Source organism: Paraburkholderia sp. SIMBA_030, from assembly GCF_046535245.1.
In the GTDB taxonomy this organism is placed as follows: domain Bacteria; phylum Pseudomonadota; class Gammaproteobacteria; order Burkholderiales; family Burkholderiaceae; genus Paraburkholderia.
Map to the genome: position 1 here is coordinate 218,895 of NZ_JAWRXB010000001.1, position 20,567 is coordinate 239,461.

Genomic DNA, 20,567 nt, shown 5'->3' on the forward strand with positions numbered 1-20,567 from the left:
ACAGCGCGAACGCCTGCCTCGTTAGTTGCTCACGACGTCGCCCCACTTCGGACACTGCCGTTTGTCGCCCGGCACTTCGAACGGTGCGTAGTTCGTTTTATCGATGACGATGCCTTTGATCAGAATGGTCTGCGGAACGGGCTCCTTACGCACCGTCCTCACGGCCGCCATCGTGGCAATGCAGCCCATCTTGTAGCCGTTGAATTCAGCAGTCGCCAGCAGCCGGCCGTCCTTGATGGCTTTGACCGACTCCGGCACGCCGCCGATACCCACCACCTTGGCCTGCTTCTGACCGGCCGCCTCCAATGCCTCGATGGCCCCCATCGCCATCACGTCCGCCGCCGCGAGAACACCGTCGATCTTTGGATTCGACTGAATCAGGTTCTCCATGACCTGAAGCGCCTGCAAACGCTGATAGTTCGCAGGCTGGGAGGCGAGGAGCTTGACGTTCGGAAACTCCTCCAGCGCCTTGTGGAAGCCGCGTACCCGCTCGTCGCTCGTGGTGGAGCCCTTCACGCCTTCAAGGATGACGACATTGCCTTTCCCGCCGATGCTCTTCAGCAGATAGCGACCGACATCCAGCCCAAGATTGAAGTCATCGGCAACGACGACGGAGGCGAATTTGCCGCCCGCGACCCTGTCGTTATAGTTGATGATCGGGATACCGATCGCGTTGACCTTCTCGATCTCCGGAACGACGCCATGAGGATTGACGCCCATGAACAGCACGACGTTGGGTTTTCTGACACTCACGTCCTCGAGCTCGCTGAGCTGCTCGCCAAGATCATTGGGCCGCGTCGGCGCGTAGTGGGTCACCGAAACGCCGAGATCCTTCGCTGCCGCATCGACGCCGGCGTGGACGAGCGCGAAATGGGGATCGACCTGATTCTTGTAGAAGGCCGCAACGGTCTCGCCGGTTGCAAAAGCGTTTGATCCCGCGGCAATGCCCAGTGCGAACGCACAGGTGATGAACATGCGTTTTCTCGCCAGTCGGTTCGTAAGTTTGGTGGTCAGTTTCAAGGTCGTCTCCATTTAACTGTTTTTTTGGCGGGCATCCAGCGGGTGCCCGAGTCCGATATGCCAGCCCGGTTGCAGGAATGCATCCGGGGGAACACGTTTGATTTCGTGCACAACCAATGCAATCGTTTGCTTAGAAGTGGGCTAATTATTAAGCTTTTACTGCATCGCGAACGCAATTTCTGTTTTTGCTGCGTAACAATCTTTATGCAAACGTATGCATATACTATCCCGACAGATACCTTTGTCAATTCATTTATGGCGCTTGGCGCATAGGGTTTGTACTTGCAACATTGAGAGCAACCCTTTGCACGTATACAATGACTTCCATGGCCAAAACATCAGAATCCCGGGCAACGAACCGCGTCACCATTCGCGAAGTCGCGCTGCATGCGTCTGTCAACGCGTCGACGGTCTCGCGAGCCCTCAATCCTGCAACCCGTCACCTGATTGGGGACGAAGTCGTCCGCAGAGTGTTGGCATCCGCGAAATCGCTGGGTTACCGGCAGAACAAGCTCGCGTCCGCGCTCCGCGGAGGCCAGTCAAGGGTGGTCGGGGTGTGCCTGCCCGATATCGAGAACCCGGTATTCCCGCCGATTGTTTGTGGCATCGAGGAAGAACTCGCGGCCGTTGGCTATGGCGTCCTGATCGCCAATACCGTTGGAACGTTGAAAGACCAGGAACGCATGCTTGAGCAGATGCTCGAGCGCCAGGTCGACGGCCTGGTTCTCGCAACCGCTGCTCGCCACGACCCGCTAGTACGCCGTTGCATTCTCGATGGCATACCCGTCGTGCTGGTGAATCGTGCGGAAGATGGCGGACAAGTGCCGGAAGTGATCAACGACGACTTCCTCTCCATGAAGCTCGCGGTCGATCACCTGGTGGCGCTTGGGCACAAGCGGATTGCGCATCTCGCCGGCCCTGAGCGCCTGGCAACCGGGCTCTCGCGAATCCAGGGCTTCCAGATGGCGACGCAGCAACATCGTCTGACCGGGACGGTGATCCTCGAGGCCGCCGAATTCACGCGTGAAGCGGGCCGGGTGGCCTGCGACCAGCTGCTGAAGGAGCACAAAAGCGTGACCGCGATCATTGCGGCGAATGACCTGATCGCGCTGGGGTGCTATGACGTTTTCGCGGAACAACGTCTGGTGTGCCCGAAAGATATTTCGCTCATCGGTCACAACGACATGCCGCTTCTCGACATGCTCCATCCGCCATTAACCACGCTGCGCATCCAGCACCGCGAAATGGGCCGGCAGGCCGCAAGACTGCTGCTCGGGATGATTGCGGCACCGGGCGCGGCCCCGCACCGCATTACGCTACCCCCTGAACTGATGGTTCGTGGCTCAACTGCCATGCCACGCAACACGCCGCTGCGAGTGAAAGCACCGAGAACCGCACCCGCTTCTGCTGAGTGAGCACGGAAGCGCCAGGGTTCAACCTGAAGCGCTTCGTTCAGGCGACCTGATGCGCTGGCGCGCGAGCCATTCACGCGGTGAATGGCCGATCCGTGATTTAAAGAGCGTCGAAAACGCGCTCGATGTAAACCCAAGAATACGGGCCGTCTCCGCCACGGAATTGCCGTTTACAAGTGCGCACATCGCCGTGCCCGTCTGCACTTCGCGGCGCCATCGGCCGACACTGGCGCCGAGTTCCCTGGTAAAAATCCGGCTCAAGGTACGGCAGCTGACTCCCGCCCGGCTTGCCGCGTCCTCGAGCGCCATCTCCCTGGTTGGATGCATGAGCAGCGCCTCGCACAGCGCCGCGACACGGCTTCCCGATGGCGGCATGCGGACAGAAAAATTCCCGGAAACTTCAGGCACCGTATGCAACTCATCGGCTAGCAGAGCCACGACTGCTGCATATGAGCGTTCGATGATCGATCGTTGCGCGCCCGAGAAGATCGCGGTCAATACGGCGGAGCAGTTTAGAAGGCGCGCCGCCGGTATGAAATCGGCGCTCAGGCCGATGTCGATTCGAAGCGCGCGAATATCGGCTTCGTACACGGTCAGGACGCTATAGGTAACGGCCGGCGGGAGCCAGATGCCATTGCCTTGCGTCACGCAGTATGCGCGCCGCCCTGCCCTTATCCATACGCCGCCTTGCCGCACATAGAGAAAACAGCCGCCGTCGGCGGTTTGGGCGTGCCGCTGTTCACACCCGGCAAGCCGCATATCCGTCACAACACCGCTGGAATGCATCATGCGCAAGCGTGGCCGGTCGCCAGCGAAAGCACGCGTGCGGTTACCACTGCCGCCCCATCAGCACTGCTTGGGCGGAAACGGCATCGCCAGCAGAATCTTCGTCGGGCTGCGGGAACGGTTTTGCAATGCCCGCAGTTCTCCCGGTGCAATGCGGCACGAATCGAAGGTCGCGAGAACAATCTCGCCTTCATCGGTCACGACGGTGACTTCACCTTCCAGCACCACATAGTGTTTTTCAACGGGCGATGCATCCGACGTGGTATAGCCGCCCGGCTCGATCGCCGAAATGCCTAGCCATAGCGACTCTGCCGGTCCGGCTTCGTGGCCTTGAAGCCGGACGCACCGCATCGAAAAGTGGTTGGGCGGAAAGTATTCCGGCGCCTCTTCGAAGCGGGTTACGTTCATGGCTTGAGCAGAACCCGATTAGCCGCGCCACGGAAAACGGCCTGATACGCAAGCGCCGCGTCAGAGAGATCGAAGACAAAATCCTCGACGATAGGAAACGGCTTTAACGTGCCACGTTCGAAAGCCGGCAACAGTGCATCGAGAATGAGCGCGCCTTCCGTGCTATCGAGTGCGAGCGTATCGATGCCGACATAGGTGTGCTGTCCCCGATAGAACGTAAAGATGTCGAATGGCACCGGACGTTCGATGGTCGAGATGAAAATCTGCGTCCCTCGCACCGCCATGGCCTGGTTGGCCTTTTCGAAGTATGGACTGCCAACCGTGTTGTACACGATGTCCGCACCATGACCATCTGTCAATCGACGAACCACCTCATCGAGGTTTTGCGACGAGGCGTCGATCATGGTGACGTCGGCGTTCGCATGGCCGAGGTACGGTTCATTCGTGCGTTCGACACCAAACACCCGCGCCCCGGCCTGGGTCGCAAGTTGTATCGCTGCCTGCCCCACCTTGCCGTTTGCGCCCAGCACGAGGACGACTTCGCCTTCTTCCACGCCTCCCGCCCGTTGCAGTCCTTCGAAGGCGGTAACGAAGGGGACGCCGATCGCGCCCGCCTCTTCCATGCTCAGATTGCCGGGCTTGGCGCGCACACTACCCACGGGCACGGCGAGATAGCCGGCATGCGTGCCATCGCGTCGGATACCCAACTCGCCGCCGCTGCCCCACACTTCCTTGCCAAGCATCTCTTGCGGCCCCTCGACAACAATGCCGGCGTAATCGCGACCCGGCGTGCGCGGCCACACCGCATGCGGCATAAATCCCAGCACGGCCTTCACGTCGCTCGGATTCACTGCCGCACTCACCACACGCACGAGACACTCGGCAAACTCGACGTCCGGCGCATCTTGCGCGCCAATATGCAGATCGAGCGAGTCGATATCGGCGCTCTTTTCCAAGACACGAACTGTTTTCATTTTCTAATTTCCTAAAAGGTCAAGATGACAGGTCGAGCAGTTCTGTAACGCTCGGCAAGCGCCACGTTTGGAGTACCAAATATCGACGCGTCCTGAAGCGCGCTCATCGGTTCAGCCCGAGAAGCTCGCGCGCCTCCTGGCAGGTCGCCAGTTCGCCGCCCAGCGAGTGCACAATATCGCGAGCACGCGTGACAAGCTCCGCATTGCTGTTGGCGAGTACGCCCTTGGCGATGTAGATGTTGTCTTCAAGCCCGACCCTGACATGGCCACCCGCCAGCCATGACTGGGCGACGATCGGGAATTCGAAACGGCCGACACCGAAGGCCGACCAGACGGCGTGACGGGGCAGCAGGTTACGCGCGTAGAGAAGCGTTTCCGGACTGGCCGAGAAACCGTATTTGACGCCCATCACCAGGGTCCAGAGCCCCGGCCCGTCAAGAACGCCCTCCTTGATCAGGTCCAATGCCAGGTGCAAGTCACCGGAATCGAAAATTTCAAGCTCGGGCTTGACGCCCGCCTCGCGGATGACGTTGGCCATGCGCGTGACATTCTTAGGTGTATTGATGACAACGTCGCCGCCCGAGTTCATCGTGTTCAGGTCGAGACTGCAGATGTCCGGCTTGAGTTCGAGAACGTGCTCGACGCGTCTCTCCGGCGGCAGCAAGGTCGTGCCCGGCGCCGCGACTCTGGGGTCGTCGTCGCTCGGGATAAAGCGGCCGCCCGGGCCTGTGGTCAGATTGATGATGAGATCGGCGTTCACCGCGCGGATGCGCTCGATGACTTCCCGGTAGAGTTTCACATCCATCGAGGGCCGCCCCATCTCGGGATCGCGCACGTGGATGTGAACGGCGGCCGCGCCGGCGTGTGCCGCATCGAGCGAGGCGGTCGCGATCTGTTCGGGTGTGATCGGCAGCCCCGGATGTTGCTCCGGTTTGGTGATATTGCCTGTTACAGCACAGGTGATGATGGTCTTGCGGGAATGCATGTCAGGCCTCGCTGCAACTAGTTCAGGCGGCGGCCACCGTCCACGACGATGGTCACCCCAGTGCTGAATTTCAGATGAGTGGCGCAGGCCTCGATGGCTGCGGCGATATCGTCCGGCGTCCCGATGCGGCCTAGCGGCGTGGTGGCCGCGACCTTGTCGTTGAAGTCGTCGCCACGGCCGGGAACGAACGACGTGTCGACCACCCCCGGGGATACGTTCAGGACACGAATGCGAGGTGCAAGCGCACGGCCGAGCGACGCCGCCATCACGTCAAGCCCGGCTTTGGCCGCGCAGTAGGCGATGTTGCTGCCGACGCCCGTCGTGCCGGAAATCGAGGAAACGTTGACGACGAGGCCATCCCCCGACGCATCGAGCAGTTCGCGAAAAGCACGGATGGCCGCGAATTGCCCACGCCAGTTGACCTTCAGAATCTCGTCGATCAATTCGTCGGTGAGCGCATTCAAGTCTGAATGCTTAACGGGCTGGGTGAAGCCCGCCGTGTTCACGAGAATATCCGCGCGGCCATACCGGTCGCGAACCAGCCCGGCCAGCGCGTTCAGACTCTCGCTCGCCGTAATGGATGCAAGCGCCGCGCTGTGGCCCTCACCTGGCAGATCGTCAGCCACGCGCTGCGCTCGGTTCAGGTCGCGCTGACCGACGACTACGACGCGGGCGCCAGCTTGCCCAAGACGGCGGGCCGCAGCAGCGCCGATGCCTCCGGTTCCGCCCAGGATGATCGCGACCTTCCCTGAAAGTGTGTTGGACACGTGAGACCTCTGCTTTACTTGATGGGGGGATTCGGATAGGTCGGCGTTCCTTCGGCAAGAACGAAGTCGTAGTCGAGTGTGTAGTACAGCCTGTCTACGTCCTGCCTCGGGCCTGTGCCGGAATCGTGGCGCCGGAACGTGCCGACGAGATGACGGTTGACACCAAACACGACGTCGGAATTCAGGTGCTCCGAGTCATCGGCGAACACTTGCGAGACCAGCGTCGCGTAGCCTTGCGCGATGATGACGAAATGCAGATGCGCTGGCCGGAACGGGTGCCGGTTCTGCTTCTCAAGCAGTACGCCTACCGGCCCGTCAGTGGGCACAGGGTAGCCGGCAGGGCGTACGCTCTTGCAGGTAAACCGCCCCTCGCTGTCGGTGTAGTAGTGACCGCGCAGGTTCTTGTCGGGTTGGCTCGAGTCCTGGTTTTCGTACAAGCCGACTGGCGAGGCCTGCCAGATGTCGACCTTGGCGTTGGCCACCGGCTCGCCCTGGATGTTGAGCACGCGTCCGTTCACGAAGAGCGGAGCGCCGGGCGAGTTCTCGCATGCGATGCATTCGCCATTCGCGTACTGCGGCGAGTCGCCCCGATAGAACGGCCCCAGCAGGGCGCCCGGCGTGCGACCGCTTGCGTCCGAGTTGTTCAGCAACGTAACCAGAGTCGAGAGGCCCAGCACGTCGGCAAGCAGAACGACCTCGTTGTGCCTGTCGTTGCAAGCCAGACCGACCGCCCTCACGAAATCAAGGCCTTTTTCGAATTCCTCGTCAGTCAACTTCACCTGCTTCAGGAACGCGTGGCCATGCTCCACTAGCGCGTCGAGCAGATCCTTGAGCCGGGGATCGTCGGTCTGGCTCATGGCCGCCTTGACAACCGCGGTTATTGAAGCGGCGTCGTCGACTACGTTCTTCAGATGGTTCGAATTTTCCATAGGGCATCTCCATCAGTGCAATCGTTTGCATAATAATTTGCAAATATGCCGATGTCAAAGCTTAAAGATGCCATAGTTAACCCTGTACTGAATATTTTTTCGTTGCTCGATGCGGACGAGTCGCCACCGGTCCCAAGTCAGTGCGACAATCGACGCCATCAGGCCACGCGCGGTCCAGAACAGGCGCAATCAGGCAACTACCGCAGGAATCTTCAATGAAGCTGTCATTTGAGGTATTGGAAGTACTCGATGCAATCGATCGCACCGGTACCTTCGCGGAGGCGGCCGAACTTCTTCATCGTGTGCCGTCGTCGCTGAGCTATCTGGTGCAGAAGCTCGAGAGCGACCTCGAAATCACCTTGTTCGACCGGAGCGGCCGGCGGGCAAAATTCACGCATGCCGGACGGGTGGTGGTCGAGGAAGGCAGGCGCCTGCTGCAAGGCGCCGAAGAACTCGAGCTCAAGGCAAAACGCGTACAGCACGGCTGGGAAACGGATCTGCGCATCTGCATCGACGAGATCCTGCCATTCGATGCAATCTGGCCGCACGTCCATGCGTTTTACGACATGAACATGGAGACTCGCCTGCGCCTGTCCCGGGAAGTGTTGGGCGGCACGTGGGATGCGTTGATCACGCGGCGTGCCGACCTCGTGGTCGGCGCCGCGGGTGATCCACCCAACGTGGCCAATCTCGTCACTCGCCCCATCGGTTCCATGCGCCACATTTTCGTGGTAGCGCCAGGTCATCCGCTTGCGGCGCTTCCCGAACCGCTGACCATGGAAACCGTCGCACGCCATCGCGGTGCGGTCATCGGCGATACCTCGCGCGAGCTGATGCCGCGTACCGTCGGCGCTGCCGCTACGCAGAATTGCCTGACGCTGCCCACGCTCGCCGGCAAACTCGGCGCACAACTCGAAGGGCTCGCTGTCGGCACCATTCCCGAGTGCCTGGCGACGGCGCCCATCGCTCGCGGAGAACTCGTCGCCAAGCAGGTCTTCGGCATGCGGGAAGTGACCCACTTTTATATGGCCTGGCGCGAAGACGAAACCGGACGGGCGATGCGCTGGTGGATCGATCGTCTCGACGCACCCGATCTCGTGGAGCGTTTCGTCAGCCATCAATACGTATGACAGCGGCCGGTACGTGAATGTGTCTTCCCGCGGATAAGCCTGCAGTATTTCGTCACGCTGCGTGAAAGCGTGCGGAAGACCGAGGCGGGAATTGTCAATGCGTGGGGGCGGGAGGAGCGATGCCTTCAGCAGGATTTATGATTCGCTCAGGACTTTTAAGGTTTCCATGCGGCATCATCTGCTGGCCGTCGGCCGATCTGTTGCGCCGGTCAGAAGCTGTCCCACTGGGTCACGTGCGGGCGCTGCCGCGCGGTGCGGCAACCAGGCCCGGTCTGTACGCTTTCCAGGCGTTACCTTGAAACGCACGTAATTTTGAAGGAGCCTGTCCATGCTCTACGACTCGTTTTCGTCCGACGTCTGCGTGGTTGCGGCCGCGGGACCGCGTTGCAGAGGCGAACAGCCATGAAGGCCATGTCCACATCCACGTGGCGCGTGCCAGGGGCGATCTGCGCAACCCTGCTTGGCGTGGCGTTCTTCTTCGTCATCATCGGCGTCTTCGGTCTGCCTGCGTCGATCATCGCGCTCACACTGTTCATCGCGCTAGCCGTGACGATCTCCCGGCGCCCACAAACCGAACGGAAACAGCCGTGAACCTCGATCCCGCCATCCTCGCGCGCGTCCAGTTCGCGTTCACCGTCAGCTTCCACATCATCTTTCCGACGATCTCCATCGGACTCGCCGCATTTCTGGCCATCATGGAAGGCCTGTGGCTGAAGACCCGCGACCCGCTCTATCTGCAGATCTACCGTTTCTGGCTCGGTATCTTCGCGATGGGCTTCGGGGTCGGCGTAGTCACCGGTATCGTCCTCTCGTTCGAATTCGGCCTCGGCTTCGCCAGATTCGGGCAGATGGCGGGTCCAGCCATCGGCCCGATGATCGGACTGGAAGTGTTGACCTCTTTTTTCCTCGAAGCCGGGTTCCTCGGCATCATGCTGTTCGGTTTCAACCGGGTCGGACCGAAGCTTCACTTCCTCGCCACCTGCATGGTCGCGCTCGGCACGTTGCTGTCGGCATCGTGGATCCTCTCGGCCAACAGCTGGATGCAAACCCCTGACGGCGTGGTGGTCGAACACGGCCGGATTGTGGTGACCGACTGGCTGAAGGTGATCGTCAACCCCTCCTGGCCGTATCGCCTGCCGCACATGCTGGTAGCGGCCTACATCACCGGCTCGTTCCTCGTTGCCGGCGTCGGCGCCTGGTATCTCCTGCGCGGAGAACATGAAGCGTTCGGACGCCGCACGGTTTCGATCGGCCTCACGTTTGCCACCATCCTGATCGGCTGCCAGGTCTTTGTCGGCGACATGCTGTACGGGAAAATGCTCGAGCATCAGCCTGCCAAGATGCAGGCTGCCGAAGGCTTCTGGGAAAAACAGTCGCAATCGCCCGCACCGTATTACTGGTTCATCATCCCGGATCAGCAGAACCAGCGTAATCGTTTCGCGCTCGGCACCCCTTACCTCGGAAGCATCTGGCTCACCCATAGCCTGAACGGCCGGGTCGAAGGGTTGAAGAACACGCCACGCGACCGGCAGCCGGTCATGGCTTGGGTCTTCTACGGCTTCCGCACGATGTACGGCCTTGCCATCATCATGTTCGGCGTATGTATCGCATCGCTGTGGCTGCGCTGGCAAGGCCGGCTCTTCACCACACGCTGGTTCCTGCGAACGCTGGTCGTGATGACGCCATCCGGCGTGGTCGCGACGCTCGGCGGGTGGTATCTCGCGGAGACAGGCCGCCAGCCCTGGGTGATCTACAACATCCTGCGCACGGCCGACGCCGTCTCCCCTGTCCCGCCAGGCGTGCTGCTTTCGACACTGATCGCGTTCGTCTGCATCTATGCGCTTTTCATGACAGCCTTCCTGATCTTCACTTTCCGCATGATCCGGCGCGGCCCACAGGCTGCACAGTCCGAGCCGGTGGCCACCGGCTCGCTCAAGCATGCGCTCAAGCCCGCGGTGATGAATGACCCGGCCGGCCGCAACCCGGCTCCCGTGGAGTAGCCCGTCATGACTCTGCCGCTGCTCTCCGCGCTGTTCACCGCCTTCGCGTTGTCGCTATACGTCCTGCTGGACGGTTTCGATCTGGGCGTAGGCGCCCTGCTGCTCGTGCAAGCCGACGAACGGCTGCGCGACCGCATGGTCGATTCGATCATGCCCACCTGGGACGGCAACGAAACCTGGCTGATCATGGCCGGTGTCGCGCTGCTCGCCGCCTTCCCCATCGCCTACGGGGTGTTGCTTCCGGCATTCTATATACCGCTGATCGTCATGTTGCTGGCGCTCGGACTGCGCGGCGTCTCGTTCGAGTTCCGCTACCAGATCGAGCAGGGGCGACGCTTCTGGGACGCGGCGTTCGGTGTCGGCTCGATCGTGGCGGCGCTCATGCAGGGGCTGATCGTCGGCGGACTCATCCAGGGGGTCACCGTCGATGGCGACGGCTTCGGCGGCAGCGTCTTCGATGTTTTCCGGCCGTTCCCCGCGCTGACCGCGATTACTGTGCTCGCGGGCTATGTCGTCCTCGGTGCCGGCTGGCTCCATCTGAAAGCGACCGCGGCACTGCGTGAATTCGCGGAGCGCTACCTGCGTCTGGCGGTGCCGGGCTTCGTTTGTCTGGCCGCAGCAACCTGTGCCGCCGCGGCGTGGGTTCAACCCGGCATTCGCGCCGCATGGTCCGCGCATATGATCGCCCTCGTGGCGATCACGGTCCTTTTTCTTGGTGTGACTGCCGCCCTGCTGCGCGCGATAGGCGGCCGTGCTGACGGACGTCCCTTCTTTCTGGCGCTGGCGCTGTTCGTGCTGGGCGTGGCGGGCCTTGGCTTCGGCATTTTCCCGGACATCGTGCCCTTCCGTCTCACGCTCTGGGCCGCGGCATCGTCGACCCTCAGCCATGTCTTCCTGTTGATCGGCGCGGTGATTGTCACGCCGGTCGTACTCGCTTATTCCGCCTTCGCGTACCGCACCTTTCGCGGCAAGACGCCCGAGACGGGATGGGAAGCATGAACCCGCGCGTCCGGCGTCTGAGCTGGTTCGGCGGCCTCTATCTGGCGGCCGTCGCCACGCTGTTTCTCGTCACCGCGGCGATGCATGCCGCCTTGCGGCTCTTTACGTGATCATCGCCAGTCAAATACGGATCGACTCCCGCCATGAGTGACATTGCACGGCCGGCAGCGATGCCCGCTTCGCCTCCTCCGGCGCCGGCGCTCATGATGTCGCCGGCGCATACGCGGCTGCTGCTCATCGGCCTTGGCCTCGCTACCGGGATGGAGTTCTATACGTTCGACAGCATGAACCTGGTGCTGGCGGATCTGACCGGCACGTTGGGCGTATCCGCGGACGAAGCCAGCTGGCTGCTGACCGTCTATAGCTGCGCGCTGTTTCTCGGCGTACCTGTCTCGATCTGGATGGCCGGGCACTACGGCTATAAGCGCTTCCTGCTCTCGACCATCGTCGTGTTCGCGATCGCCTCGATGGGTTGCGCGATCGCTCCGGATCTCAGTTCGATGCTGATCTGGCGCGCCATCCAGGGGCTGGCCGGGGCGGGTCTGGTCGTATGGTGGCGCGCGAGCATCTACGTGCTGATGCCCAAACCGCAGCGCAGCCCGTCGCTGATGAAGGCTTCCACACTGCTCTATCTGTCGAGCGCGGCAGGGCTTCTGGTCAGCGGCTACATCACGGACCATTTCAACTGGCGCCTGATCTTCCTGCCGAATCTGCTCTATGCAGCGGCCGCGATATGGCTGCTGGCCCGCTACTTCCCGACCCTCCCGCCGCCCGCCTCCGAGCGGGTGGTCAGCACCGACTGGCTCGGCATTGTGCTTCTCGCAACGGCTCTGATCTCGCTTCAGATCATCCTCAATCGCGGTGAAATCGACGATTGGTTTGGATCGCTACATATTCGCCTGCTCGCGTGTATAGGCGGCGCGGCGCTGCTTCTGTTCGTCGTCTGGCAGGCGAGTCCTGCGAACCGCACGCCGCTGCTCTGGCTCGGGTTGCTGCGCGACCGCTACGTGTTGTCGTCCGCGTTGATCGGTGTCTTCACCGGCATGATCCTGTCTGGCAGCCTGTTCGTTTTGCCCGAGTTTCTGCGCAATCTCTCGACCCATACCCACAGCGCGACCCAGACCGGGCAGATCATCTGCATCTATGCGTTGACCGCAGCCGCCATCCGGCCGCTTATGGTCGGTCTCATCGCGCGCATCGGCCAACGCAAGACGATCGTGATTGCGCTCGTCATGCTGATCGCGTCGATGGTCCTGTTCAATCGCCTGCTGACGACAGACACGCCTGGTTATTACTATGTGGCTCCGCTGATTCTTTACGCCTGCTGTCTGTCTCCGTTGTTACCGGCGGTAGGCAGCAGCACGGTGGCGCGAATCGAGCAGAACAAGCTGCTCGACGGCGTCTCCCTTTACATGACCTTCCGCCAGTTCGGCGCTTCGCTTGGGGTCGCGCTGCTGACCATTCTCATCGGCCATCGCGAGACGCTTCATTCATCGCGCCTGTTCGAACACCTTCGCCACGACAATCCGGTGACGCGGGACTGGCTTTCCTCGGTGAGCGCAACGCTGGTTGCACGCGGCGGCTATTCTCCAATCGAGAGCCAGCGCGCAGCAGTACGCGTTCTCGCCGAAGCAGGCGCGCACCAGGCTGCCACGCTCGCTTACGCGGACGCGTTCGCCTTCATGGCGGTCGTCGGTGTTATCGCGCTGTGCCTCGTTCCCATTATTCCGCCGACCCCGGTGGCCCCAAAATAAGGATCGCGGCCATGAAAACCGTATCTCTTCCAACCTTTATCTATTCCCGCGGCCGGAGGCAGCGATGAGCGAAGCACCGCCGGTTCAAAAACCGGCCACCACACCGCCTGTCATCGCACCTGCTCCGCCCTCGCCGCCTGACAATCGACGCGGGCTGATCCTCGGCATACTGGCGCTGATCGTCCTTCTGGCGATCGCCGCCTATTTCCTGGTGCCAGACCTCTACGAGAAGCAGACGGACGACGCCTATATCGACGCGCATCTGATCTCGGTCATCCCCAAGGTCCCGGCTTACGTGCAGACCCTTCATGTCAACGACAACAGCAAGGTGACAGCGGGCGAACTCCTCGTCGAACTCGACCCGCGCGACTATGTCGTTCAGGTGGATCTGGCGCGCGCCAATGTCGCGGCGGCCGCCGGGAAGCTGGAAGAGGCGCGTAATCAGGTCGCGGTGGCTGAGGCCAATATCGGTCAGCAAAAGGCAGAGCTTGATGTGAGCCGCGCCAATGCGAAACTTGCCGTCGCCAATCTGGCGCGGCTGCAATCCGTCTCCGATGTGCGGGCCGTGTCATCGGAACGCGTCGATGAGGGGAAGGCGGCCGCCGACGGGACGCGGGCTTCCGTGACTGCGGCCCAGGTCAAGGTCGACGCATCGCAGGCGCAGGCGAGGCTCGCACGCGCCCAGGTGAAAACGGCGGAGGCGTCGGTCGCCCAGGCAAACGCGATGCTGGAGCAGGCGATGCTCAACCTTTCGTACACCAGAATCTACGCAACCGGGTCCGGCAGTGTCGCAAACAAAAGCGTCGAGCAAGGCAACTTTGTACAGCCCGGGCAAACACTGTTGTCGATCGTCCCGGACAAGCTCTATGTGACCGCGAACTACAAGGAGACGCAGTTGACCCACGTCAGACCGGGCCAGCAGGTCACGATCCTCGTCGACGCGTTTCCGGACCTGCGGCTTCGCGGTCACGTCGACAGCATTCAGCGCGGGACCGGCTCGCACTTCGCGCTCCTGCCACCCGAAAACGCAACAGGCAACTTCGTGAAGGTGGTGCAGCGAGTGCCGGTGAAAATTGAACTCGACAACCCTGGAGAAGCACTTAAATTGATCTCGCCGGGCATGTCCGTCGAAACGGAAATCTTCGTGAGGGAACGGCCCACATGGCTTGGCTTCTGGAACTAGCAGCACCACGGCGGGCAGAGCTTCCTCCTTGCCGGCGGCGGCATGTCACCGCTGTCGTCGCGGCATGGGCTGCGCTCCTCGCGGGATGCACCGTGGGGCCCGACTATGTCCCGCCGAAACCGGCCATGCCGGCGAGTTTTACCGAACATACCGGCTCGGCAACGGGCGCCTCGCAGGGGGCGCAAACATCGAACGATGCCTGGTGGCAAGGATTCGGCGACGCGACGCTCAATTCGCTCATGGCAGAAGCGCTGCGTTCCGCGCCGGACCTGGCTGTTGCCGAAGCGCGCATACGCGAAGCGCGGGCCTTGCGCGGTATCGCTGGAGCAGATCAATACCCAACCGCCGACGTAGGCGCCAAATACGATCGGACCCACGGCAGCGCCAACGTGCCGGTCGGCGTACCGCCTGGCGGTCTCGGTCCGGGCGCCAACGGCAATCTATGGCAGACCGGCTTCGACGCATCGTGGGAGATCGACGTATTCGGCGGCAAGCGGCGCGGCGTCGAGGCCGCTGACGCGTCGTATCAGGCCGTGGTGGCGGAGCGCGGGGATGTCGAGTTGACGCTGCTCGCGGAGCTCGCGCGCAACTACATCGAATTACGCGGCGTGCAACGGCAACTCGCGGTCGCTCACAGCAATCTGTCGATCCAGCAGGACTCGCTATCGCTCACCCGCTCACAATTCGATGCAGGGCTGGCCTCGCGTCTCGACGTGCTGCGTGCGCAGGCGCAAGTCTCGGATACCGAAGCCGCCATTCCGACATTCGAGGCGAATCAACGCGCGTCCATTTATCGAATCGGTGCGCTGATCGGTCAACCGCCGGAGCAGCTGCTTGCCCAATTGGATACCCCGCAGGCGATTCCTTCGGCGATCGCGGACGTGCCGGTGGGTTTGCCCTCTGAGCTCCTGCGCCGCCGGCCGGATATCCGCGCCGCCGAACGCCGGATCGCCGCTGCGAACGCTCGCATCGGCGTCGCGCAAGCCGATCTTTATCCGCACTTTTCGCTGACCGGGGTTGCGGGTCTGGAGAGCCTGAATGCGTCGACTTTTCTAACCGCGCCGAGCCGCTATTTTTCGATCGGACCGAGCATCAACTGGCTGATCTTCGACGCCGGCAAGGTTCGCTTCGAAATGCACGCTGAAGAAGCGCGGACTGATCAGGCCGCTGCCGCGTACCAGCGGACGGTTCTCGGTGCGCTGCGGGATGTCGAGACCACGCTCGTTTCTTATGCGCAATCACAAGTGCGGCACGAGAGGCTTGCAGCCGAGGTCACCGCCGACCGGGAAGCCGTGACCATCGCGACGCGGCTCTACAAGCAAGGTCTCAATGACTTCCTCTCCGTGCTCGATGCCGAACGTTCGCTGTACGCCGCCGACGATAAACTTGCACAGAGCGAGCGTGATACGGCGCTCGAACTTGTTGCGCTCTACAAAGCATTGGGCGGAGGCTGGCAGGCAGACGACGATGCGGCAAATAGGCAAGGAATATAGCAATGCTGCCGGAGCAGAACTCCGGCAGCATTGCTCTGCTTACACTCAATCGGCTTCGCTAAGCCTCAAGCTTACGACTGGAGGAATGCAAGAAGATCGGCATTGACGCGATCCGCTTCCGTCGTGCACATGCCGTGGGGTGCGCCCGGATAGACTTTGAGGGTGGCGTTCTTGATGATTTCCGCCGACTTGCGCCCGGAGTCATCCAACGGCACGATCTGATCGTCATCACCATGCAGGATCAGCGTCGGAACATCGATCTTCTTGAGATCCGGCGTGTAGTCGACCTCGGAGAACTGCTTGATGCACTCGTATTGACCGAGCACCGCCCCCATCATCCCTTCGCGCCAGAATTCGTCGATCACACCATGCTGGACTTTTGCGTTAGGCCGGTTATAGCCGTAGAAAGGCACCGCAAGATCTTTGAAAAACTGCGACCGATTGGCGGCGGTATTGGCACGAATTCCGTCGAAGACCGACATGGGCAGCCCCGTCGGATTGGCCTCAGTCTTCAGCATGATCGGCGGCACCGCACCGATCAGGACCATTTTGGCGACACGTTTCGTACCATGCCGGCCAACATAGTGTGCGATTTCTCCGCCACCCGTCGAATGGCCGACGAGGGTGACGCCCTTCAGATCGAGCGCATCGATGACGGCAGCAAGATCGTCCGCGTAGGTGTCCATATCGTTACCGTGCGCGGTTTGACTCGAGCGGCCATGCCCCCGGCGATCGTGAGCGATCACGCGATAGCCCTTCTGCGCGAGAAACAGCATCTGCGGATCCCATGCATCGGCATCGAGTGGCCAGCCATGGGAGAACACGACCGGGTGGCCCGAGCCCCAATCCTTGTAGAAAATCTGTGCGCCGTCCTTGGTGGTAACGAAGTTCATGGATCGTGCTCCTGTATGTGCAAGATGATTGCCGGCTTTGCTGCCCGATGCGGTGCCGGCGGCGATGGAAACAGCTGGGACGACCGCCGCCGCAACCGCGCCGGCTCCAACCCTCAGCATGTTGCGCCGCGACGCGGACGAAATTTCTTTATCGGTTTCATTGCTCATTTTTGTTTCCCCTATCGTTTACGGCGACATCGCCGAGTTGTTTCGCGTCCACGACGTGGCGCACCGGTCCCGGATAGACTCGGCATCACGACTGGTCGCAGATTAGGGGAGCAAGGCACTAAAAGTCCTGACGGCAGCCTTAAACGTTCTTAAAGGTAGCCTCGCTGAATTCACCTTAGCGTAGCCTTAATCGCTGACTGGCATACCTATTCGCTTTACAAACTTGCAAAAACACATTTGTTCGGAGCAGTGATCCATGAACGATGGCCAAATGGCCACAGCCTGGACAGCACGACCAAAGCGAATGCGGCATACTACATTCGTCGAGAAACAGCGGAGTCCGCCATGAGGCCCACTGCCGACGTCATGCAAACGGCTGTTCGATACCACCTGTAGCCTGCGGTGTTCCGTGGGTGGAGCCCCGCATACTTCACACCCTTTAATCTATGAAGATTGTCATCGCTGGTGGATCGATTGCGGGTCTTTCGAGCGCGCTCACGCTCAGTTGCATCGGACACGACGTGCACGTGTACGAACGCTCCGACGTCCCGCTGCGAGGGAAAGGCGGCGGTGTCGTAGTGCTGCGCCACATGATGAAATTCCTCGAGCAGCACGGCCACTACACCCAGAAAATGATCAGCGTGCCAACGGTCATGCGGCGACGTATAGACGTTAATGGAACCGTCCTGACCGAAGAACCTGAGAAGCTGCCGTTTTCCTCCTGGGATACCGTATATCGGTCGCTCTGCGCCATGCTGTCGAAAGACAGAATCTCGTACGGACGGGAAGTCGTCGGCTTTACCGAGCATGACAACGGGATTGAGATTGACATTGACGGTGGAGAACCCGTAGATGCGGACATGCTCCTCGCTGCAGACGGAATCGGCTCGCGTACGCGGGCAAAGCTTTTTCCAAACTACGAATCGAAGTTCGCAGGATACGTCGCCTGGCGAGGAATTATCGATGAATCAGTCTTCTCACCGCTGGAAGTTGAAGCGCTCGTGAATAACTTCACCATGTTCCGAGATGCCGGGCATATGTTTATGGCATTCTTGATTCCCGGTCTCGACGGCGCACTGGAACCCGGTAGACGGCGTTTCAACTGGCTTTGGTATCGGAACGAAACCGATGCTGCAGCACTGCACCGACACCTGACGGACGATCTTGGACACCGGCATCATGCATCCATTAGCCCGGGCCATCTATCAGCGGAGTCATTCGAGGAACTGTGCGAGCTGGCAACCCGACATCTCCCCGCTATATTCCAGCAACTTGTCCGTGAGACGCGGGAGCCGTTCTTCCAATCGATATTTGACGCGTTAAGTCCCAGCTTCTCCGTCGGACGGGTTGCGTTGACTGGAGATGCCGCGTGCACAGTCCGTCCCCATACTGCTTCCGGCACTTCGAAAGCAGCGGATGACGCCGTTGCATTGGCCGAAGCTCTATCCGGCGATACTGAACTGAATGTCAAGGAGCTACTGGCATTGTGGGCAGCGAATCGCCGCGACGCAGTCGGTCGCTTACTCGCGAAAGGGCCGGAACTAGCCGCGTCTTTCGGGTTGGGAAGCGCCGATATGTAAAATCGATAGACGCGAGTCAGCAAGAAATCCAGTGTAACCGCGCGGATCGTTCCCACGTCTTGGTCGCACCGAATTTTCGGGTGACGGACTCTTTCAGAACAATTAACCTTCCTCACATAGCTCCTGTTCGCGAGACAACGCTACACTGGAACAATGCGGTCTAACTTGCTCACGACCATGATGGCAAACGGTCGGGCACTCGGCATTGGCAAGACTGAAGGCTTCGTGAAAATAATCGCCGACGCAAGGACAGACGAGATACTGGGCGTGCATATTATTTCTGCTAACGCGTCTGACCTCATTGCCGAAGCCGTCGTGGCGATGGAGTTCAAAGCGGCGTCTGAAGACATCGGAGTGATCAGTCATCCTCATCCGTCGTTGTCGGAGGTCATGCGCGAAGCTGCACTTGCAGTACAAAAACGGGCCCTCAACATCTAAGCCAGGTAGCGAAGACGTTACTGCATGGGAAGGCTTGCCTTGCAGACCCGAACATCATCCGGCCATGCTGGAACGTCCGTCCGGAATGCTGCACGCTCGCGTCCTTGTCACACCGTCCACGGGATGACGGGCCAAACCTGATTGAATATCCTGCATTTTTAACCAAAGCGAAATATGGACAAGCTGTTGGCTTTACGAGCGTTCGTGGAAGTGGCGGAGACAGGGGGGTTTTCGAGTGCGGCACGACGCCTCGATTTAGCCACATCCTCGGTAACACGCTCCGTGGATTCGCTCGAGAAAGCGCTGGGCACGGTACTTCTCAACAGAACCACCCGCCAGGTGACGCTATCGGACGCAGGAACGACGTACTACGCCAAGGCTAAAAAGCTGCTGGATGACATGGCCGACGCGGACGCATCGGTTTCGGACCGATGCGGAGAAGCGTCGGGGCCTTTGCGCGTTTCTGTTCCCGTCGCATTCGGTTCCCGGAGGATTGCGCCTTCCCTCGCTGCGTTCTTGAGAAAGTACCCCAAGCTGGATCTGGACGTCCGGCTCAGCGATGCCTTCGTCGATCTGGTCAGCGATCGAATCGATGTCGCTATCCGCCTGGGTCAGGTCGCGCCCACCGCTGACGTCGTCTGCAGACGCATCGGGGCCTTTGCCCGTTTTCTTGTCGCAAGTAGCGAATACCTCGACCGGTCAGGCTATCCGGAGTCTCCCGCCGCACTGACGGACCATGAGTGCCTTCGGTTCACCTACGCTACCGAAGCTCAGGTTTGGACCTTCTCACGTGACCAGGAAGAAATACGCGTGACGGTCACGGGCAGACTGAAGGCAAACAGCTCCGAGGTGTTACGCGAGGCTGCGATCGACGGCATGGGTATCGCCCTGCTTCCGGACTGGCTGGTAGCAGCCGATGTTCAGGCAGGCACCCTCACCCGGTTACTTCCGGACTTCGACATAGGACCGAACGACACCCGTTCTGTCGTGAGCGCGGTCTATCTCCCCAATCAGCGAGGCTCTCGAAGAGTCAATGCATTTATCGATTTCGTCTCCGAACTGGCAAACGGCCCACAGTCATTTCACGCGCGTGACGCTGATTCATGAGGCGCCGTTTCTGTTTCTGTATTAGCGCCTAACCCAACGCTCAGGCTGGCAAAAGGCTCCCTTGTCCCGCTTTTTGCCGCCACCACGACCAAGCCCCAATGCCTGCCGCACAACGCTTGTTCACAGCGCGGGCTCGCCGGTCTGGCTTTTTCCTTTCTTCACGGCGGTTCTTTTTGCGCTCCGCTGCCGGGCGCGGGCTTCGGTACGTTCGCGTGCCTCCTTGAGCCGGTACGATTCGCCCTCGATCGAGATCACCTTGGCGCGATGCACCAGCCGGTCGACCAGTGAGACCACACAGGCCGCGTTCGGGAACACCTCCGACCATTCCGAGAACGGTTTGTTTAATGCAGTGTCTATTTTTACGCAGAGCGCCTGTCCCAGAGGTCCGTGAACGCGGCAGATCTAACACCTGTCTCTCCGCATAATGATGACGTCTTTCGTGGTCGATCGCCACTACAGGAGGACGTCATGTTGGCATGCATACTTTGTTTCCCCACAGCGATTGCAAGAGCTTCGAGAAGGGCGCGGTGGTGCTCTGCTG

Annotated in this window: 19 protein-coding genes and 2 pseudogenes; 12 read left to right on the forward strand and 9 right to left on the reverse strand. The window is 60.7% G+C overall.

Going from position 1 to position 20,567, the window contains the following annotated elements:
* Positions 1 to 21: 21 nt before the first annotated feature.
* Positions 22 to 1,020 carry a sugar ABC transporter substrate-binding protein gene (locus SB772_RS00920; RefSeq protein WP_410831406.1) on the reverse strand — a complete coding sequence of 333 codons (999 nt, stop codon included), beginning with the start codon at positions 1,018 to 1,020 and terminating at the stop codon, positions 22 to 24.
* 326 nt (positions 1,021 to 1,346) lie between these two features.
* Here SB772_RS00920 and SB772_RS00925 point away from each other — a divergent pair, with 326 nt between their 5' ends.
* Positions 1,347 to 2,435: a LacI family DNA-binding transcriptional regulator gene (locus tag SB772_RS00925; RefSeq protein WP_410831407.1), complete on the forward strand. Its 1,089-nt coding sequence runs from the start codon at positions 1,347 to 1,349 to the stop codon at positions 2,433 to 2,435.
* Between the two features lie 18 nt (positions 2,436 to 2,453).
* Here SB772_RS00925 and SB772_RS00930 read toward each other — a convergent pair whose 3' ends face one another.
* The 6 genes from SB772_RS00930 to SB772_RS00955 all read right to left on the reverse strand — a co-directional run bounded on the left by SB772_RS00930 (position 2,454) and on the right by SB772_RS00955 (position 7,281).
* Positions 2,454 to 3,023 carry a helix-turn-helix domain-containing protein gene (locus tag SB772_RS00930; protein WP_410831408.1) on the reverse strand — a complete coding sequence of 190 codons (570 nt, stop codon included), beginning with the start codon at positions 3,021 to 3,023 and terminating at the stop codon, positions 2,454 to 2,456.
* A gap of 255 nt (positions 3,024 to 3,278) precedes the next feature.
* A complete protein-coding gene (locus SB772_RS00935) occupies positions 3,279 to 3,626 on the reverse strand; it encodes a cupin domain-containing protein (RefSeq protein WP_410831409.1) in 348 nt (115 codons plus the stop codon).
* Entirely contained in the window at positions 3,623 to 4,600 is a 978-nt protein-coding gene (locus SB772_RS00940) for a quinone oxidoreductase family protein (protein ID WP_410831410.1), read from the reverse strand. The genes SB772_RS00935 and SB772_RS00940 overlap by 4 nt, the downstream gene beginning before the upstream one ends.
* Before the next feature lie 103 nt (positions 4,601 to 4,703).
* A complete protein-coding gene (locus SB772_RS00945) occupies positions 4,704 to 5,585 on the reverse strand; it encodes a 3-keto-5-aminohexanoate cleavage protein (protein WP_410831411.1) in 882 nt (293 codons plus the stop codon).
* 17 nt (positions 5,586 to 5,602) lie between these two features.
* Entirely contained in the window at positions 5,603 to 6,352 is a 750-nt protein-coding gene (locus tag SB772_RS00950) for an SDR family NAD(P)-dependent oxidoreductase (RefSeq protein ID WP_410831412.1), read from the reverse strand.
* A gap of 14 nt (positions 6,353 to 6,366) precedes the next feature.
* Entirely contained in the window at positions 6,367 to 7,281 is a 915-nt protein-coding gene (locus tag SB772_RS00955) for a dioxygenase (protein ID WP_410831413.1), read from the reverse strand.
* A gap of 215 nt (positions 7,282 to 7,496) precedes the next feature.
* Between SB772_RS00955 and SB772_RS00960 the strand changes: the two genes are divergently transcribed.
* From SB772_RS00960 to SB772_RS00990, 7 genes are all read left to right on the forward strand, one after another.
* Positions 7,497 to 8,411 (forward strand): LysR family transcriptional regulator, encoded by a 915-nt coding sequence (locus tag SB772_RS00960; protein ID WP_410831414.1) that lies wholly within the window; start codon positions 7,497 to 7,499, stop codon positions 8,409 to 8,411.
* A gap of 402 nt (positions 8,412 to 8,813) precedes the next feature.
* The gene (locus tag SB772_RS00965; RefSeq protein ID WP_410831415.1) at positions 8,814 to 9,002 is read left to right on the forward strand and encodes a hypothetical protein; all 189 of its coding nucleotides are present in this window, start codon (positions 8,814 to 8,816) and stop codon (positions 9,000 to 9,002) included.
* Positions 8,999 to 10,411: a cytochrome ubiquinol oxidase subunit I gene (locus SB772_RS00970; protein ID WP_410831416.1), complete on the forward strand. Its 1,413-nt coding sequence runs from the start codon at positions 8,999 to 9,001 to the stop codon at positions 10,409 to 10,411. The genes SB772_RS00965 and SB772_RS00970 overlap by 4 nt, the downstream gene beginning before the upstream one ends.
* A 6-nt stretch (positions 10,412 to 10,417) precedes the next feature.
* Positions 10,418 to 11,410: a cytochrome d ubiquinol oxidase subunit II gene (cydB, locus tag SB772_RS00975; RefSeq protein WP_410831417.1), complete on the forward strand. Its 993-nt coding sequence runs from the start codon at positions 10,418 to 10,420 to the stop codon at positions 11,408 to 11,410.
* A gap of 143 nt (positions 11,411 to 11,553) precedes the next feature.
* Positions 11,554 to 13,164, forward strand: coding sequence for an MFS transporter (locus SB772_RS00980; protein ID WP_410831418.1), 1,611 nt, complete (start codon positions 11,554 to 11,556; stop codon positions 13,162 to 13,164).
* Positions 13,165 to 13,228: 64 nt separating this feature from the next.
* Entirely contained in the window at positions 13,229 to 14,347 is a 1,119-nt protein-coding gene (locus SB772_RS00985) for an HlyD family secretion protein (protein ID WP_410831419.1), read from the forward strand.
* Entirely contained in the window at positions 14,326 to 15,840 is a 1,515-nt protein-coding gene (locus SB772_RS00990) for an efflux transporter outer membrane subunit (RefSeq protein WP_410831420.1), read from the forward strand. Before SB772_RS00985 ends, SB772_RS00990 begins: the two co-directional genes overlap by 22 nt.
* Positions 15,841 to 15,911: 71 nt before the next feature.
* Here SB772_RS00990 and SB772_RS00995 read toward each other — a convergent pair whose 3' ends face one another.
* Positions 15,912 to 16,733 carry an alpha/beta fold hydrolase gene (locus tag SB772_RS00995; RefSeq protein WP_410831421.1) on the reverse strand — a complete coding sequence of 274 codons (822 nt, stop codon included), beginning with the start codon at positions 16,731 to 16,733 and terminating at the stop codon, positions 15,912 to 15,914.
* Between the two features lie 37 nt (positions 16,734 to 16,770).
* Here SB772_RS00995 and SB772_RS01000 point away from each other — a divergent pair, with 37 nt between their 5' ends.
* The 4 genes and pseudogenes from SB772_RS01000 (at position 16,771) to SB772_RS01015 (ending at position 20,026) form a co-directional block, all read left to right on the forward strand.
* Complete coding sequence (locus SB772_RS01000) at positions 16,771 to 17,007, forward strand: hypothetical protein (RefSeq protein ID WP_410831422.1); 237 nt, start codon at positions 16,771 to 16,773, stop codon at positions 17,005 to 17,007.
* 340 nt (positions 17,008 to 17,347) lie between these two features.
* Complete coding sequence (locus SB772_RS01005) at positions 17,348 to 18,481, forward strand: FAD-dependent monooxygenase (RefSeq protein ID WP_410831423.1); 1,134 nt, start codon at positions 17,348 to 17,350, stop codon at positions 18,479 to 18,481.
* Between the two features lie 177 nt (positions 18,482 to 18,658).
* Positions 18,659 to 18,919, forward strand: a pseudogene (locus tag SB772_RS01010) (dihydrolipoyl dehydrogenase); the annotation flags it as partial.
* 174 nt (positions 18,920 to 19,093) lie between these two features.
* The gene (locus SB772_RS01015; RefSeq protein ID WP_410831424.1) at positions 19,094 to 20,026 is read left to right on the forward strand and encodes a LysR substrate-binding domain-containing protein; all 933 of its coding nucleotides are present in this window, start codon (positions 19,094 to 19,096) and stop codon (positions 20,024 to 20,026) included.
* Positions 20,027 to 20,146: 120 nt separating this feature from the next.
* Here the strand turns inward: SB772_RS01015 and SB772_RS01020 are convergent.
* Positions 20,147 to 20,368: pseudogene (locus tag SB772_RS01020) on the reverse strand (ATP-binding protein); the annotation flags it as partial.
* Positions 20,369 to 20,567 lie beyond the last annotated feature (199 nt).